Raw genomic sequence first — 16,095 nt, forward strand, 5'->3', positions numbered from 1 at the left:
AGCCGGCTGAGAAGAGGTTACGATGTTTGGCCGAATCCGGATTTCTACCAGCTTTTTCCTGTTACTGATGATGATTTGCTCTATACAGTTGATATCAAGTGGTCTGTCGTTTACTGCTTTTCGTGCAGACAACCAAAATCTCAACCGAGTGGATCTGAGTAGCCAGCAACGGGATGCATTAAGCCTGAGTTGGGTATCCTTGCTTCAGGCTCGTAATACCTTAAACCGCGCGGCTACCCGTGCGGCTCTCAACGTACCACAGGAAAAGGTCAACGAATTAATGGGCAATGCCCGCAGTTCGTTACAGAAAGCAGATCTCTACTTTAACCAATTCCTGGCTGTACCCCGTGTTGATGCCAGCGCCGTTGAATTAACCGACGCGACACAAGCCAGCTATCAGAATTTACGCGCGGCGCTGCGGGAATTGATCGTGTTCCTCGAAGCCGGCAAGTTACAAGAGTTTATGGATCAACCGACCCAGAAAACTCAGGATCTGTTTGAAGCTGATTTTGTGCAATACCTACAGCATACCTCTGAAATTATTGCCGAATCTGGCCATGAAAATGGGCAGGCTTATTTGCTTTCCAAATGGATTTTTGCTGGTGCAATTGTGCTGGTGATTTCTATGGCGATTTCTTGCCTGATCTGGCTGCGTACCATGTTTGTGACGCCGCTGGCGATTATGCGTGAGCATTTTGACCGGATTGCTCAAGGCGATTTAGCGGGCAATATTTCGGTTACCGGGCGTAATGAAATCAGTCAATTATTCGGCAGTTTGCGCATTATGCAGCAGTCGCTGATTAGCACTGTGAGTAAAGTCCGAGACGGCACCGAATCAATGTTGACCGGTATTCAGGAGATTTCCGCAGGTAATAACGATCTTTCCGCCCGTACGGAACAGCAGGCGGCTTCGCTGGAAGAAACCGCGGCCAGCATGGAGCAATTAACCGCAACGGTAAAACAGAATGCGGATAACGCCCGTCAGGCAACGCTATTAGCCAAGGATGCTTCGGCAACCGCCGCTAAAGGTGGCGCTCTGGCCAGCGACGTGGTTAGCACTATGCACGAAATCGCTGCGAGTTCTCATAAAATCGGTGCAATTACCAGCGTAATCGACGGCATTGCTTTCCAGACCAATATTCTGGCGCTGAACGCTGCGGTAGAAGCGGCTCGTGCCGGTGAACAAGGTCGCGGGTTTGCCGTTGTCGCCGGTGAAGTGCGGAATCTGGCTCAGCGCAGTGCGCAGGCCGCAAAAGAAATTAAAGGACTGATCGACGAATCCGTTGGTCGCGTGCGTCAGGGCTCTACTTTGGTAGAAAACTCAGGCACCACCATGGAAGAAATTGTCCGCTCTGTAACAAGAGTTACCGACATTATGGGGGAAATTGCCTCGGCCTCGGATGAGCAAAGCCGTGGGATCGAGCAGGTTTCGCTGGCGGTCACCCAAATGGATCAGGTAACACAGCAAAACGCCGCATTAGTGGAAGAGGCAGCTTCTGCAGCCAACGCATTGGAAGAGCAAGCAGGTTATCTCTCCCATGCGGTGTCAGTCTTCCGTTTGGCGCAAGATGGCTACGATGGGGATTGGCAGGAGGCTACAGGTGCAGATAAGCAACCTGTTGTTAAGGAAATCTCAGATTGTTAAACGGCGTAGCATGTCATTTTTTAAGGGTGAGGCCGGATGAAACCATCTCCTAAGTCAACCCCCCCAGATTCTGGGTCGATATTAAACCAGATGGTACAACGGTTACCGCTGTCGGATGTGCATTTCCGACGTATCTGCCAGCTGATTTATCAGCGGGCAGGTATCGTACTGGCCGATCATAAGCGGGAAATGGTTTACAACCGCCTGGTGAGACGCCTGCGGTTGCTGAATATTAATGATTTTGGTCAATACCTGGCGTTGCTGGAAACCGATCCGAATAGCGCAGAATGGCAAGCGTTTGTTAATGCTTTAACCACTAACCTGACGGCTTTTTTCCGCGAAGCCCATCATTTTCCGATTTTGGCTGAACATGCTCGCCAGCGACCAGGGAATTATTCGGTCTGGAGTACCGCGGCCTCGACGGGAGAAGAACCTTATTCTATCGCGATGACGTTGAGCGATACCTTAGGGCATCGTGCCGGTAGCTGTCAGGTTTTGGCCAGTGATATTGATACTCAGGTATTGGAAAAGGCCACCAGTGGCGTTTATCGACAGGATGAATTGCGCTCGCTTTCTGCTCAACAGATGCAGCGCTATTTTTTACGCGGAACCGGCCCTCATCAAGGCTTGGTTCGGGTACGACCGGAACTGTCTAATATGCTGACTTTTCAGCAGCTTAATCTGTTAGCGCCAGAATGGGCGCTGCCGGGACAGTTCGACGCGATATTCTGTCGTAATGTTATGATTTATTTTGATAAAGAGACGCAGGAACGCATCTTGCGCCGCTTTGTTCCTTTGCTAAAACCCGGCGGCCTGATGTTTGCTGGCCACTCGGAGAATTTCAGTCAAATCAGTCGGGAATTCTATTTGCGCGGGCAGACCGTTTATGGACTGACCAAGGAGAGGTGATGAGTAAAATCAGAGTATTGTGCGTTGATGATTCAGCATTAATGCGCCAGTTAATGACCGAGATTATTAATAGTCACCCGGATATGGAAATGGTCGCTACGGCGCCAGATCCGCTGGTTGCCCGTGATTTGATCAAGAAATTTAATCCGCAAGTACTGACACTTGACGTTGAAATGCCGCGCATGGATGGCCTGGATTTTCTTGAAAAACTGATGCGACTGCGACCTATGCCGGTAGTGATGGTTTCGTCATTAACTGGTAAGAATTCCGAAATTACTATGCGAGCGCTGGAGCTTGGGGCGATTGATTTCGTCACTAAACCTCAATTGGGTATCCGCGAAGGCATGCTGGCTTATAGCGAGCTGATTGCAGAAAAAATCCGCACCGCGGCGAAAGCCCGTTTGCCACGACGCATTACGGATAATGCTCCGGTCATGCTGAGTCATGCTCCGCTGCTGAGTAGTGAAAAACTGATTGCCATTGGCGCATCCACCGGAGGAACCGAGGCGATTCGTACCGTATTGCAGCCTTTGCCGCCGACCAGTCCGGCGTTGCTGATTACTCAGCATATGCCACCGGGATTTACCCGTTCTTTTGCCGAACGTTTGAACAAGCTTTGTCAAATTACGGTAAAGGAAGCGGAGGACGGCGAACGTGTGTTACCGGGACATGCTTACATCGCACCGGGGGATCGCCATCTGGAACTGACCCGCAGCGGCGCGAACTATCAGGTACGTATTCACGATGGCCCGGCGGTGAATCGCCATCGCCCGTCGGTTGACGTACTGTTTCGTTCCGTTGCCCAGTGCGCGGGGCGTAACGCCGTCGGCGTGATTTTAACCGGTATGGGCAATGACGGTGCCGCCGGTTTGCTGGAAATGCATCGGGCTGGCGCATATACCATTGCCCAGAACGAAGCCAGTTGCGTGGTGTTTGGTATGCCACGTGAAGCCATCGGCATGGGTGGCGTCAATGAAGTACTGGATCTGAACCAGGTAAGCCAGCGTATGTTGGCGCAGATAAGCAGTGGTCAAGCCTTACGTATCTAGGGATCGGCTTCAGATTTTAATATTCCGGTGTAAATCGGCTTTTGTTTTCAATAGCTCAGCGGTGAGCAACAAACCTTAGGAGTAAGTATGGCGGACAAAAATCTCAGATTCTTAGTGGTAGACGATTTTTCGACCATGCGTCGTATTGTCAGAAACCTGCTAAAAGAGCTGGGCTTTAACAATGTGGACGAAGCTGAAGACGGCGTCGACGCATTGAACAAATTACGCGCAGGCGGTTTTGATTTTGTGGTTTCTGACTGGAACATGCCAAACATGGATGGCCTGCAATTGTTGCAAACCATTCGCGCGGACGGCGCGCTCGCAGCTTTACCGGTGCTAATGGTGACCGCAGAAGCCAAAAAAGAAAATATTATCGCGGCTGCGCAAGCGGGTGCCAGCGGTTATGTAGTGAAGCCTTTTACTGCAGCGACCTTGGAAGAAAAACTCAATAAGATCTTTGAAAAATTGGGCATGTAAGGAGTCGAGATGAATAACCATCCAATGCCCGCAACTGATGCGGCATCAGCCAGTGATATAATCAGCCGGATTGGTAATCTGACACGTATGCTACGTGACAGCCTGCGTGAGCTGGGGCTTGATCAGGCGATAGCTCAGGCGGCGGAAGCGATTCCAGATGCACGCGATCGTCTCGACTACGTGGTTCACATGACGGCACAGGCGGCGGAACGTGCGCTGAACTGTGTTGAGGCGGCTCAACCACGCCAAAACGAGCTGGAGTCATCGGCTAAAGCGCTTAAAGTTCGCTGGGATGAATGGTTTGCCAATCCGATCGAATTGTCTGATGCACGTTCACTGGTCACTGATACTCGCGAATATCTGGATTTGGTACCAGAACACACTTCTTTCACCAACGCGCAGCTGTTGGAGATTATGATGGCGCAGGATTTCCAGGATCTTACCGGTCAGGTGATCAAGCGCATGATGGATGTGGTGCAGGAAATTGAGAAACAGTTATTAATGGTGCTGATGGAAAATATTCCGGAACAAACGGCAAAACCTCAGCCAGTCAATAGTTTACTTAATGGCCCTCAGCTGGATAAAAACGGTGCAGGGGTAATTGCAAACCAGGATCAGGTTGATGATTTACTGGATAGCCTAGGTTTCTAAGCTGACGGTGAACGTTTAAATGCAGATGAGGACATTTCCCTCATCTGCAATTTACTGCTTGGCCATCATTTTGACTGGTTATCCAACTGAAAAATGGCGCTTCACTCGTTGTCACAGATTTATAGTACGTCCCTCACTTCTTCCTGCCTGCATTTGGCTAACAACACTGCCTTTTCCGCATTGACTCGCCCGTAGCCATACCATTTGCTGTGCCCATTTTTATCATATTTGCCATTTTTCCGATCAATCTTATCGCAGGAGTCGCGGATGATATCTCTGACCTCAAGGTAGGTGAGCGATGGATTGACGGACAGAATCAGGGCGGCCACGCCAGCGGCGCCGGGGCAGGAACTGGAGGTGCCGCCGAACTTGTTGGTGTAATTACCAAAGAGATCGCCGGTTAGCGTCATACCGGTATTATACCCGTCCTGATTACGTACATCGGTGGTCCAGATGCCGGAGGTGAGTGGGGCGGGGTGGAATTTCTCAGGATGGGCGAAATCCCCGCTGGGGAAGGTACACCACAGCGCTTTGCCGAAGTCACTGTAGGCGCAGCGGGTGCTGCGGTCATTACAGGCACCAACGGCTATGACTTTGTCATTACTGGCGTAACCGTTATTATCGACCGATTCATTACCGTTGCCTGCGGCAAAGAAAACCGCGCACCCTTTCCCGTTACGCCCTTTTTCTACCGCATAGTCTATGGCTAGACGCGTAAGCGCCGGTAATTCGGTTTCTCTATCGTGATATTCATCATCAGGATCAAACCAAATACCGTCGGCGGGCCCCCAACTGCAAGAAATGATATCCGCGCCTTTATCCGCAGCCCAAACGAAAGCGAGAGCTTCCCCCATGGAGCCTAAGCCATCGACCAGACGAATAGGCATCAGATTTGCCTCCGGTGCTACGCCGGATGCGCCATACAAACCATCGGCGCAGGCCACGCCGGCGCAGGCGGTTCCGTGTCGGTTACTTTTATCCGGCAAGGGATTTTCATTCTCATAACCCATTTCATAGTTATGGGGATGGACGACTTTACCCGGCCGCATAAATTCAGGGTGCTGAATATCAAAGCCATCATCAATAATGGCAATGGTGATACCCGCGCCGCGTGTTATTTCGTGGGCGGCTTCAACGTTAGCGCTGGCGTCGACATCCGTTTCTGTTCTCACGGTAGTTTTCTTCAAATGCCATTGATTGGGGTGAATCGCTTTAGGCATTTTTTGGTGAATTAATTCAGGATGACAATATTCCACTTCTTCACAATTCAGTATGTCCTCCGCGAGAGTAAATATATCATCGCCGGTATCTTCTATGGCTGAAATAAAATAGGCGTTTTTAAGGAATGAAATTTCATTTTTTATAATAAGATTGTATTTATTAATGATATATTCACATTGGGTTTTTTTTATGTCATTTTTGAATTTGATAAAGATATTTTCTGTATAAACGATCGGCTCAGCAGTTTGTTCATTCCTAAAACCGAAACCGGCAAATCTGACATCCCGATCGGTGGAAAGTTTTTCTCTCAATTCATTGATAACGTTTTCTTCCCCTTCAACCCTAACCACATAGACGTTTACATTACTGATATTAAACAATAAATTGTAATGTAAGGGTTCGTCTTTAATGATTTTATCCATTGTATCGGAAAATTCTTTTCCAGCTTTCATTCTTACAATAAGTAAATCGCCGGATTTAACCAAAGGTAAAATTTTTCTATGGTTATCTTTAATGTCATAAGTAACGTCAAATCTTTTCATTTCAAATCCTTTTTGATTGAATTGGTCATCGGTTTATTATGCTAACAGTGAATGTTAGTTATTCTTGGTTAATGGTTTTGATATAATTAATCACTCCCAACTTCTATTTATTTATATCACCTGGAACCTGTCTTTTACATAAACGCCTCGCTAATGACTATCAGGCGTTTATGACGGGATATTCATTATCATTAGCTAGCCTAAGCGTTATTTTTGCTAAAAATAAAATGATAAAACCGAATGCAGCGTTGAATTTTCAACTGGCGATATCTCCCTGTGGCTTAAAAATTATGCGTGGAGCGAGGCGAAGCCCATCGCCTTATCAGAGAAATAACCGCCTAATTGCTGCTTTGTTCCGTCCATCACCCCAGAAAAATTTTGTCATGCTAGCGGCAATTATTTTTCCTTTAATTTTTTATTCTTAACAGGAACGTCCAAGCTGAACAGGGACACTGACTGTGGCTGAAGATAGCGATCTGGAAAAGAGCGAGGAACCCACAGCCCATAAGCTGGAGAAGGCTCGCGAAAAAGGCCAGATTCCTCGCTCGCGCGAACTGACCTCGATGCTGATGCTCGGGGCCGGTTTGTCGATCCTGTGGGTTTTTGGCGAATCCATCGGGCGGCAACTGGCGGCGATGATCGCGCAGGGATTACAGTTTGACCACAGCGTGATTGGTGATGAAAAGCATATGCTGCGACAGATTGGCATGCTGCTGATGCAAACCGTGACGGCGCTGTTACCGGTATTAATTGGATTGGTATTGGTCGCGCTGTCGGTTCCGATGTTATTGGGCGGCATCTCATTTAGCGCCGAATCCTTTAAGTTCGATTTAAAACGTATGAATCCGCTTTCCGGCTTGAAGCGCATGTTTTCTTCGCAAGTGCTGGCCGAACTGCTGAAAGCGATTCTTAAAGCCACGTTAGTCGGTTGGGTCACCGGCATGTTTTTGTGGCACTACTGGCCTGACATGCTGCGGCTGATAGCGGCTCCGCCCCTTGCCGCACTGGGTGATGCCCTGCGTTTGATTTTGTTCTGCGGTTTTATCGTGGTGTTGGGCTTAACGCCTATGGTGAGTTTTGATGTGTTTTATCAAATTATGAGTCATATCAAAAAGCTCCGCATGACCAAGCAGGAAATACGCGACGAATTCAAGGATCAGGAAGGGGATCCGCACGTTAAAGGACGTATTCGCCAGCAGCAGCGCGCAATGGCCCGTCGCCGCATGATGGCCGATGTACCGCAGGCGGATGTGATTGTTACCAACCCGACGCACTATGCGGTGGCCTTGCAGTATAACGAGAACAAGATGAGTGCGCCGAGAGTGTTAGCCAAAGGTGCAGGAGAAATAGCGTTACGAATTCGTGAGTTAGGTGCTGAACACCGCATCCCGATGTTAGAGGCGCCGCCGCTGGCTCGTGCTCTGTATCGTCATAGTGAGATCGGTCAGCATATCCCGGCCACCCTGTACGCGGCGGTGGCAGAGGTTCTTGCCTGGGTTTATCAGCTTAAACGCTGGAAGCTGGAAGGTGGGCTGATTCCTAAAAAACCTGAAAATCTACCGGTGCCGGATGCACTGGATTTTGCTGGAGAGAGTGAGACTAATGGCTAACTTGGCCGCCCTGCTTCGTTTACCGGGCAATTTTAAAGACACGCAGTGGCAGATACTTGCCGGTCCAATTCTGATTTTGATGATTTTGTCGATGATGGTTTTGCCATTGCCGCCGTTCATTCTGGACCTGCTGTTTACCTTCAATATTGCGTTGTCCATCATGGTATTGCTGGTTGCGATGTTTACTCAGCGCACGCTGGAGTTTGCCGCTTTCCCAACTATCCTGCTGTTTTCTACCTTATTACGCTTATCCCTTAACGTTGCCTCGACCCGAATCATCTTGATGGATGGTCATACCGGTGCGGCGGCGGCGGGGCGGGTGGTAGAAGCTTTCGGCCACTTCCTGGTGGGCGGTAACTTTGCCATCGGTATCGTCGTGTTTATCATTCTGGTGGTGATTAACTTTATGGTTATCACCAAGGGTGCAGGACGTATTGCCGAAGTAGGCGCGCGCTTTGTACTGGACGGAATGCCCGGTAAGCAGATGGCTATCGATGCCGATCTTAACGCCGGTTTGATTGGCGAAGAGGAAGCAAAAAAACGACGTTCTGAAGTTACCCAGGAAGCCGATTTCTACGGTTCAATGGACGGTGCCAGTAAGTTCGTTCGCGGTGATGCCGTAGCCGGTTTGCTGATCATGGTGATTAACGTGATCGGCGGTTTGTTGGTTGGGGTGATGCAGCATGATATGGCCGTGGGCCACGCCGCAGAAACCTATACCTTGCTAACCATCGGTGACGGTCTGGTTGCGCAGATTCCTGCCTTGGTTATCTCTACTGCTGCCGGTGTTATCGTCACCCGCGTGAGTACCGATCAGGACGTGGGCCAGCAAATGGTCACCCAACTGTTCAATAACCCGCGCGTGATGGTGCTGAGCGCCAGCGTTCTGGGGTTACTGGGCATGGTGCCGGGAATGCCGAACTTTGTCTTCCTGTTGTTCACCGCGGCTTTACTGGCTTTGGCCTGGCGTTTAAAGGGCAAACAGACCAGTCAGCCTGCGGTGGCAGAACAGCCCGTGGTGCAGGATCAGCAGCAGGCTGCCGAAGCGACTTGGTCAGATGTACAACTGGAGGATCCGCTGGGCATGGAAGTGGGTTATCGCCTGATTCCTATGGTGGATTTCCAGCAAAACGGCGAATTATTGGGGCGAATCCGCAGTATTCGTAAGAAATTTGCGCAGGAAATGGGCTATCTGCCGCCGGTGGTGCATATTCGGGATAATCTCGAATTGCCACCTGCCAGCTACCGTATTCTGATGAAAGGGGTGGAGATCGGCAGCGGCGAAGCCCATCCGGGGCGCTGGCTGGCTATTAACCCTGGCAATGCCGTGGGAACATTACCCGGTGAAGCGACACAGGATCCAGCCTTTGGGCTGGCTGCGGTCTGGATTGAGAGTGCTTTGCGTGAGCAGGCGCAGATTCAGGGCTTTACCGTGGTTGAGGCCAGCACCGTGGTGGCGACTCACTTAAACCATTTGATCAGTCAATATGCTAGCGAATTATTCGGTCGTCAGGAAACGCAGCAGTTGCTGGAGCGTGTGTCGCAGGAAATGCCTAAGCTGACGGAAGATTTCATTCCGGGTGTGGTGTCTCTGACAATTTTCCACAAAGTGTTGCAGAATTTGTTGTCCGAGCGGGTGTCTATTCGCGATATGCGAACCATTATTGAAACGCTGGCGGAACATGCGCCGAACCAAACCGATCCGTACGAGCTGACGGCGGTAGTGCGCGTGGCGCTGGGTCGTTCGATTGCACAGCAGTGGTTCCCTGGTACCGGAGAAATTCAGGTTATCGGTCTGGATGCGGCGTTGGAGCGTTTGTTGTTGCAAGCCTTGCAAGGTGGTGGCGGTTTGGAACCGGGTCTGGCGGATCGTTTGCTGGATCAGTCGAAACAGGCATTGCAGCGTCAGGAAATGTTGGGCGCACCGCCGGTATTGCTGGTTAACCACGCGTTGCGTGCGTTGCTGGCTCGCTTCCTGCGTCGCAGTCTGCCGCAAATGGTGGTGCTGTCCAATCTGGAGATTGGCGACAATCGTCAAATTCGCATGACATCCACCATTGGAGCCGCCTAATGAAGTTTCATGCTTTGGTTTTAGCCGCGTTAGCGTCAGTGTCGTGGGGCGCTTACAGTGCTTCCGGCAGTTGGGTTGCCGATGATATTGGTGTGACGCAGAATTTACGTGGCGTGCCGACTTCATCGCCGGTATTGCGTCCGACCACGCCTTATGTCACCGCGGAGCATCGCATTGTGTCGGTTAGCTGGCGGATACAGTTGCTTTCCGCCGCTCCCAATGGTCTGCAAATGAAGCTTTGTTCCCCCTCTCGTTGTATTGATTTGAACGGCGGTAGCGGTTCCAGCCGGGGTCTGGCGGGTGAGTCTGCAACCAGTCCGTTGACTTTTGTCTATCTGATTCAAGGGCAGGGGCGAGTGAATCCGCCGTTACAGGTGATGAGTAACCAGGTGATAGTGAATTATCAATAGAATTCCCGTTTTAAGGTAAACAGATTCAGATTGCCAATATCTTTCAATTGAGCCGCTTTTCAGTGGCTCTAAATTGAGGATATTTACCCTTTTCTATCAGATTCACCTTAGAGTAATAAAAGATAAATATAAAACTGGAGCCGATTTTTAAAGCCTCGTCGTTCGGCTTTTCCCTCGCTTTCTTATTGTGTTTTCCCATCTAAGTCAGACGAAGATTAAGTTCGGATCTGGTTTCGAAAGCCCGGTAGCTCACTGTTTCCTCCCTCGTGCACTCTTCGTCCGGTGAGCCAGCGCTAGATTCAGCAGCGGGCGCATCCTGACCCTACGGCTCAAAGCGCTTTAAACAACTGACGGCTGTTCACTCTGGTTCTTATCCCGGCTTGGCCTACTTCCCGATTGCGCCTTGTTAAAATTAAAACCATTTTTCTTATGAGTCATAATTTGTCTTTCGCCGTTGATAAGGCTTTTGACCTTGAGCTTGACCTTTCAGAGCGCATTTGAGTTGTCGAATGAAGAATGCAGGCAGGACGCGAAGCATGGGTGCCGCGCTTGAACAGGCGCGAATCGCGGCGTTCCGTCAACCGAAATTTGATCCGGCACCCAATTTTCATCAGGCTTGTAATGTTGACCAGAAGCGTTATCTGAAACCTTCAGCAATAACAATCAATAGATGAGTGAGAGTCAGATGGGTAAGTTACCTTGCGGTAGATGTAACGACCCGGAAGGAACACAGTACAAGAAAAATATTAATTTTATGAAGAATAATAACGTGAAAAACCAGAGGAAATTAGAAAGGAAAAAATTCACCTTTAACGGTGATGCGTGACGAACGCCACCACCGTCAGATAATTAGCTCAAAAATCAACCGCAGGTTGAAGTTTAAACGCCGATTTTACGCCCCAGCAGGCTAGCGCCGCGGGACTGACCATCGGGGCCATACAGAGACTGACCGTGGCGCGTATTCAATACCGCCAGCGCCTCATCATTGTGCGCGATGTGCTGATTCAGCAAAAAACCGTTGTGCAAATTGGTATAACGCATCTTTTCGGCTTTTTTCAGGATTCGCTCCCAGCGCTCTGTCAGCGCAGGAACTTGCTGATAAGGGGCTTTGATTTTGGCCGCTGTTTCTGCCGCCAGACGGTTTTGATCCAGATAATCCAGAGTCGCTAATAACGAACTTTTTTGCTCGGTTATCCCTTGCAGAACCACGCCGTGAATTCGCCCGTCGCACAGTAATCGCTGCTCTTCAGCAATAACCACGGACAGGGTATCTAAACATTCCAGCTGTTGATCCAGATTGGTCTGTAATCTTTCCACCGCCACTTATCCTTACACAATTAACTATTTTTAAGATAATCCGCAGCGTCTTTTAACAGGGCATCGGCAATTTTACCGGTGTCCATGGTCAGTTGGCCGGAGCGAATAGCCTGTTTCAAACTTTCTACACGTTCTACATTAATATCCTGGCTGCCCGGTTGCATCAGCTTGGCTTGCGCGTCGCTGAGTTTAACCTGCGTGCCGCTAACTTGCGCTTTAGCCTGGGTAGACTTACGCATTTGCTGCGCTGCCTCGCTGGTTTCGCGCGGTTGTACCGGGCTGACCGGCACCAGTGGCTGTGTGCGATCGATGCTCATGGTGTTACTCCCTTCATGGCGGGATTTAGATTAGTGACCCGCAAACTGGTGGCGGGATTTACGCTAATTCACCCGCGAATAACTGCTTGTTAATGGTTATCGGCAACGATGATAAAAACTTTAATCACTATAACATAATGCGAATAACGCCATCGTCACCCAAGGTGCCACTGACGATTTGACCCGACGCCATACGCACCCGAACGTTATCCTGAAGGGCGGCGTTGTTCATCGCCTTGCCTTCGCTATTGATATTAAAGCCTTCTCCCTGCGCGACAACCTGAACCGCCTGACCGGCCTTGATCACCCATGAGCGCCTGAGCATGGCCTTGGTCAGCGGTTGTCCGGCATTAATATGGCGTAAACTGATCGTACCCTTAGCAAAACGTGCCTCGTTTAACGCGCCTTGCGGCAAGGTGTCCAACCGTCCTTCCTTATAAGCCATGTCTTTTTCTGCCAGCTTCTCACCGGCAGTGATCTGGCGGCTGGCCACCAGATATTTCCCCGTGACCTGCACCTGCGTCTGCATAAAACGCCGTTGCTGACCACAGCGCACCGACAAACTGACGTTACCCCATGGGCGCGCGTTGGCCGGTAGCGAGATTTCGGGATTTTCACACTGCGGCCATTGAGCCTGTGGCGTTTTTATTTTCACTTCAACCTGCCGGGTATCCGAGGGGAATTGGCTGTGAAAGAACTGGTCAATCTGTTCGGCCAGATCCGTTGCCTGCGCTGTTCCTACACACAGCCACGCCAAGCCTAACCCGATGACACCGCCTGCTTTCATGGAATCCCCTACGTCTTGAGGCCGATTTAATGGCCCGATAGATTGACTGCTTCCCCACTAGTGTACCTGTAGCTGAAAAGGGTTAAGGGGATAAATAGCGACGCATTTTGCCCTTATTCAAACGATAGGCTTTCCCTAACGCCGTTTATGCTGTCGACTCCAAATTCTAACCTCGCGGGGGGGCTATGCTCGACAAACTGGACGGTGCTCTGCGCTTTCAACAAGAGGCGCTAAATCTTCGCGCTCAGCGGCAGGAAATTTTGTCTGCCAATATTGCCAACGCCGATACGCCGGGCTTTCAGGCTCGCGATATCGATTTCTCCAGCCAACTGCAAAAAGTGATGGAGCAAGGGCGTGTTAACGGCAGCGGGATGTCACTCAGTTTGACCGCAGCCCGTCATATTCCGGCTCAAAATATTCAGCCGCCGGATCTGGATCTGCTATTCCGGGTTCCAGACCAACCCTCGATGGACGGCAACACGGTAGATATGGACCGTGAACGTACCAATTTCGCCGATAATAGTCTGAAATATCAAACCGATCTGACCATTCTTGGCAGCCAGATCAAAGGGATGATGTCAGTGTTACAACAAGGATAAGGCGTATGTCTTTACTGAATATATTTGATATCGCCGGTTCTGCGTTGTCTGCGCAATCCCAGCGGATGAACGTGAGCGCCAGTAACATGGCCAACGCCGACAGCGTAACCGGGCCGGATGGCCAGCCTTATCGCGCAAAGCAGGTAGTGTTTCAGGTTGCCAATCAAGGCGCTCAGGAAACCGGCGGCGTTCGTGTCGCACAGATCGTAGAAGACACGGCTCCGGATCGTTTGGTGTATCAGCCGGGTAATCCACTGGCGGATGCCAAAGGCTATGTGCGTATGCCGAACGTGGATGTGGTGGGTGAGATGGTGAACACCATTTCCGCTTCCCGAAGCTATCAGGCCAACGTGGAAGTGCTGAATACCACTAAATCCATGATGCTCAAAACGCTGACTTTGGGCCAATAATCGGAGCCGACAATGGCAATTAATACCTCAATGAATGACAGCTTGGACAACACTATTCCCAATACCGCTGCCAAGCTTCAGCAAAAACAGACTCTCGGCGGTGCTGGTAGCAGCGAAGAGATGCAAAACAGCTTTCTGACGCTGCTGGTTGCCCAGTTGAAAAACCAGGACCCAACTAATCCTCTACAAAACAATGAATTGACCACTCAGCTGGCGCAAATCAGTACGGTACAAGGTATTGAGAAACTGAATACGACCTTGGGTTCGATTTCAGGTCAGATTGATAACGGTCAATCGTTACAGGCTAGTGCGCTCATTGGCCACGGCGTGATGGTGCCGGGCAACAGTATTCTGGCCGGTTCGAAGGACGACATCGTGAGTACGACGCCGTTCGGTATGGAACTGGTGCGCGGAGCCGACAAAGTGACCGCCACTATCAGCGATACCAACGGTAACGTGGTCAAAACTATTGAATTCCCTGGTGGTTTAGAGGCAGGCGTTCATGTCTTTACTTGGGATGGCAAGCTGGAAGACGGCAGCAACGCACCGGATGGCGCCTACAGCGTCAGTATCGCCGCCAGCAGCGGTGTGGAGTCACTGAACCCAACGGCGCTGAGCTTTGGCGTGGTGAACGGTGTCACCAAGGGCGCTCAGGGTACCAAGCTGGATCTCGGCCCGCGTGGCACCGTGACGATGGATGAAGTTCGCCAGATTCTGTAAGTCCGCTGCTTCGTGCACGGAAGGCATTTTGATAAAGCAGTGGGCCAGACAAGAGTTTGGTTCTCTCATTTACCCGGCGTTTTGATGTTGTATCAACGCCTTGAATCCTAACGGAGAGTAACATGGGTTTTTCTCAAGCAGTCAGCGGTTTAAACGCAGCGTCTAGTAATCTGGATGTGATCGGTAACAACATTGCCAACTCGGCTACCTCTGGTTTTAAAGCAGGTTCCGTATCTTTCGCCGATATGTTTGCCGGTTCTCAAACCGGTATGGGCGTAAAAGTTGCCGGTATCACTCAGGACTTCAACGACGGTACCCCAACCACCACTAACCGTCGTTTGGATCTGGCTATCAGCCAAAGCGGTTTCTTCCGTATGCAAGACAGCAGCGGCGGTATTTTCTACGCGCGTAACGGCCAGTTCAAACTGGATGAAAACCGTAACATCGTTAACCAGCAAGGCTTGCACCTGACCGGCTATCCTGCCACAGGTACACCGCCAACGGTTCAGCAGGGTGCTCAGCCGATTCCGCTGACGATTCCACAGGGCATGATCAGCGCGAAAGCGACCACTTCCGGCAACATGGTCGCTAACCTGAATTCATCTCACAAGCCAATCACCGAAACTTTTGATCCGGCTAAGCCTGATACTTATAGCTTCGTCAACAATATCACCACCTTCGATAGTCTGGGTAACAGCCACGATGTCAGCGTGTTCTTTGTGAAAACCAAAGACAACACCTGGGACGTGTACACCCAAGACACCAGCGTGGCCGGTTCTAAAGCCGACAAGCAAGGCACCATGAACTTCGATACCAACGGTCTGCTCACCGGCACGACCGATGGGGCAGGTGCTCCAAGCGCAACGCCATTCACTCTGAATGTGCCAATGTCCGCATTGAATGGTGCGCCAGCGCAGACGTTTACACTGAATCTGGCCGGTGCCAAGCAGCAGAATACCGGTACTGACAGCATCTCAGCCCAGAACCAAACCGGCTATGCGGCAGGTGAGTTTACTGGCTTCCAGATCGAAAAAGACGGTTCCGTGATCGGTACTTACTCTAACCAACAGAAACAGCTGCTGGGCCAGATCGTACTGACTAACTTTGCTAACCCAGAAGGCTTGTCTTCACAGGGCGATAACGTTTGGAAAGAAACTGCGGCTTCCGGTAACGCGATTCTGGGTACGGCAGGCGGTGGTGGTTTCGGTACGCTGACCAGCGGTGCGTTGGAATCTTCCAACGTGGATCTGAGTAAAGAACTGGTAAATATGATCGTTGCCCAGCGCAACTACCAGTCCAACGCCCAGACCATCAAAACCCAGGATCAGATCTTACAAACTCTGGTCAACCTGCGCTAATC

17 protein-coding genes are annotated in these 16,095 nt (G+C 50.5%); 13 read left to right on the plus strand and 4 right to left on the minus strand.

Features of this window, described 5'->3' with window-relative positions:
• Positions 1-22 precede the first annotated feature (22 nt).
• The 5 genes from DBA33_RS15155 (at position 23) to cheZ (ending at position 4,731) form a co-directional block, all read left to right on the plus strand.
• Entirely contained in the window at positions 23-1,645 is a 1,623-nt protein-coding gene (locus tag DBA33_RS15155; RefSeq protein ID WP_064517612.1) for a methyl-accepting chemotaxis protein, read from the plus strand.
• 36 nt (positions 1,646-1,681) lie between these two features.
• Positions 1,682-2,554, plus strand: coding sequence for a protein-glutamate O-methyltransferase CheR (cheR, locus tag DBA33_RS15160; protein WP_064517614.1), 873 nt, complete (start codon positions 1,682-1,684; stop codon positions 2,552-2,554).
• Positions 2,554-3,603, plus strand: coding sequence for a chemotaxis response regulator protein-glutamate methylesterase (locus DBA33_RS15165; RefSeq protein ID WP_049597492.1), 1,050 nt, complete (start codon positions 2,554-2,556; stop codon positions 3,601-3,603). The genes cheR and DBA33_RS15165 overlap by 1 nt, the downstream gene beginning before the upstream one ends.
• Positions 3,604-3,690: 87 nt before the next feature.
• Positions 3,691-4,080 carry a chemotaxis response regulator CheY gene (cheY, locus tag DBA33_RS15170; protein WP_049597493.1) on the plus strand — a complete coding sequence of 130 codons (390 nt, stop codon included), beginning with the start codon at positions 3,691-3,693 and terminating at the stop codon, positions 4,078-4,080.
• A gap of 9 nt (positions 4,081-4,089) precedes the next feature.
• Positions 4,090-4,731: a protein phosphatase CheZ gene (gene cheZ, locus DBA33_RS15175; RefSeq protein WP_049597494.1), complete on the plus strand. Its 642-nt coding sequence runs from the start codon at positions 4,090-4,092 to the stop codon at positions 4,729-4,731.
• Positions 4,732-4,850: 119 nt separating this feature from the next.
• On the opposite strand, the gene DBA33_RS15180 is transcribed toward cheZ, so the two are convergent.
• On the minus strand, positions 4,851-6,494 hold the full coding sequence (locus DBA33_RS15180) for a S8 family serine peptidase (RefSeq protein ID WP_064517616.1): 1,644 nt from the start codon (positions 6,492-6,494) through the stop codon (positions 4,851-4,853).
• Between the two features lie 170 nt (positions 6,495-6,664).
• Here DBA33_RS15180 and DBA33_RS20665 point away from each other — a divergent pair, with 170 nt between their 5' ends.
• Genes DBA33_RS20665 through DBA33_RS15195 form a run of 4 tightly spaced genes read left to right on the plus strand, consistent with a single transcriptional unit; the run spans position 6,665 to position 10,585 of the window.
• A complete protein-coding gene (locus DBA33_RS20665) occupies positions 6,665-6,919 on the plus strand; it encodes a hypothetical protein (RefSeq protein WP_128821883.1) in 255 nt (84 codons plus the stop codon).
• 33 nt (positions 6,920-6,952) lie between these two features.
• Entirely contained in the window at positions 6,953-8,104 is a 1,152-nt protein-coding gene (gene flhB, locus DBA33_RS15185; protein WP_120806732.1) for a flagellar biosynthesis protein FlhB, read from the plus strand.
• Positions 8,097-10,175 (plus strand): flagellar biosynthesis protein FlhA, encoded by a 2,079-nt coding sequence (flhA, locus tag DBA33_RS15190; RefSeq protein ID WP_064517621.1) that lies wholly within the window; start codon positions 8,097-8,099, stop codon positions 10,173-10,175. The genes flhB and flhA overlap by 8 nt, the downstream gene beginning before the upstream one ends.
• Positions 10,175-10,585 carry a flagellar protein FlhE gene (locus DBA33_RS15195; RefSeq protein ID WP_064517623.1) on the plus strand — a complete coding sequence of 137 codons (411 nt, stop codon included), beginning with the start codon at positions 10,175-10,177 and terminating at the stop codon, positions 10,583-10,585. Before flhA ends, DBA33_RS15195 begins: the two co-directional genes overlap by 1 nt.
• 879 nt (positions 10,586-11,464) lie before the next feature.
• Here the strand turns inward: DBA33_RS15195 and flgN are convergent.
• From flgN to flgA, 3 genes are all read right to left on the minus strand, one after another.
• Positions 11,465-11,908 (minus strand): flagellar export chaperone FlgN, encoded by a 444-nt coding sequence (gene flgN / locus DBA33_RS15200; protein WP_064517625.1) that lies wholly within the window; start codon positions 11,906-11,908, stop codon positions 11,465-11,467.
• Positions 11,909-11,922: 14 nt separating this feature from the next.
• Complete coding sequence (flgM, locus tag DBA33_RS15205) at positions 11,923-12,219, minus strand: flagellar biosynthesis anti-sigma factor FlgM (RefSeq protein WP_064517627.1); 297 nt, start codon at positions 12,217-12,219, stop codon at positions 11,923-11,925.
• A 127-nt stretch (positions 12,220-12,346) separates the two neighbouring features.
• Positions 12,347-13,006 carry a flagellar basal body P-ring formation chaperone FlgA gene (gene flgA, locus DBA33_RS15210; protein WP_064517629.1) on the minus strand — a complete coding sequence of 220 codons (660 nt, stop codon included), beginning with the start codon at positions 13,004-13,006 and terminating at the stop codon, positions 12,347-12,349.
• A gap of 185 nt (positions 13,007-13,191) precedes the next feature.
• Here flgA and flgB point away from each other — a divergent pair, with 185 nt between their 5' ends.
• The 4 genes from flgB (at position 13,192) to flgE (ending at position 16,093) form a co-directional block, all read left to right on the plus strand.
• A complete protein-coding gene (gene flgB, locus DBA33_RS15215) occupies positions 13,192-13,605 on the plus strand; it encodes a flagellar basal body rod protein FlgB (protein WP_049597502.1) in 414 nt (137 codons plus the stop codon).
• A gap of 5 nt (positions 13,606-13,610) precedes the next feature.
• A complete protein-coding gene (flgC, locus tag DBA33_RS15220; protein ID WP_049597503.1) occupies positions 13,611-14,015 on the plus strand; it encodes a flagellar basal body rod protein FlgC in 405 nt (134 codons plus the stop codon).
• 12 nt (positions 14,016-14,027) lie between these two features.
• Positions 14,028-14,735, plus strand: coding sequence for a flagellar hook assembly protein FlgD (flgD, locus tag DBA33_RS15225; RefSeq protein WP_064517631.1), 708 nt, complete (start codon positions 14,028-14,030; stop codon positions 14,733-14,735).
• A gap of 122 nt (positions 14,736-14,857) precedes the next feature.
• Positions 14,858-16,093 (plus strand): flagellar hook protein FlgE, encoded by a 1,236-nt coding sequence (gene flgE, locus DBA33_RS15230; RefSeq protein ID WP_064517634.1) that lies wholly within the window; start codon positions 14,858-14,860, stop codon positions 16,091-16,093.
• Positions 16,094-16,095: the final 2 nt, after the last annotated feature.

This window comes from Yersinia sp. IP36721 (assembly GCF_003634395.1).
In the GTDB taxonomy this organism is placed as follows: Bacteria; Pseudomonadota; Gammaproteobacteria; order Enterobacterales; family Enterobacteriaceae; genus Yersinia; species Yersinia entomophaga.

Coding starts and splice junctions, on each gene's coding strand:
- DBA33_RS15155 (WP_064517612.1), top strand. CDS start 23: ATGTTTGGCCGAATCCGGATTTCTACCAGCTTTTTCCTGTTACTGATG.
- cheR (WP_064517614.1), top strand. CDS start 1,682: ATGAAACCATCTCCTAAGTCAACCCCCCCAGATTCTGGGTCGATATTA.
- DBA33_RS15165 (WP_049597492.1), top strand. CDS start 2,554: ATGAGTAAAATCAGAGTATTGTGCGTTGATGATTCAGCATTAATGCGC.
- cheY (WP_049597493.1), top strand. CDS start 3,691: ATGGCGGACAAAAATCTCAGATTCTTAGTGGTAGACGATTTTTCGACC.
- cheZ (WP_049597494.1), top strand. CDS start 4,090: ATGAATAACCATCCAATGCCCGCAACTGATGCGGCATCAGCCAGTGAT.
- DBA33_RS15180 (WP_064517616.1), bottom strand. CDS start 6,494: ATGAAAAGATTTGACGTTACTTATGACATTAAAGATAACCATAGAAAA.
- DBA33_RS20665 (WP_128821883.1), top strand. CDS start 6,665: ATGACGGGATATTCATTATCATTAGCTAGCCTAAGCGTTATTTTTGCT.
- flhA (WP_064517621.1), top strand. CDS start 8,097: ATGGCTAACTTGGCCGCCCTGCTTCGTTTACCGGGCAATTTTAAAGAC.
- DBA33_RS15195 (WP_064517623.1), top strand. CDS start 10,175: ATGAAGTTTCATGCTTTGGTTTTAGCCGCGTTAGCGTCAGTGTCGTGG.
- flgM (WP_064517627.1), bottom strand. CDS start 12,219: ATGAGCATCGATCGCACACAGCCACTGGTGCCGGTCAGCCCGGTACAA.
- flgA (WP_064517629.1), bottom strand. CDS start 13,006: ATGAAAGCAGGCGGTGTCATCGGGTTAGGCTTGGCGTGGCTGTGTGTA.
- flgB (WP_049597502.1), top strand. CDS start 13,192: ATGCTCGACAAACTGGACGGTGCTCTGCGCTTTCAACAAGAGGCGCTA.
- flgC (WP_049597503.1), top strand. CDS start 13,611: ATGTCTTTACTGAATATATTTGATATCGCCGGTTCTGCGTTGTCTGCG.
- flgD (WP_064517631.1), top strand. CDS start 14,028: ATGGCAATTAATACCTCAATGAATGACAGCTTGGACAACACTATTCCC.
- flgE (WP_064517634.1), top strand. CDS start 14,858: ATGGGTTTTTCTCAAGCAGTCAGCGGTTTAAACGCAGCGTCTAGTAAT.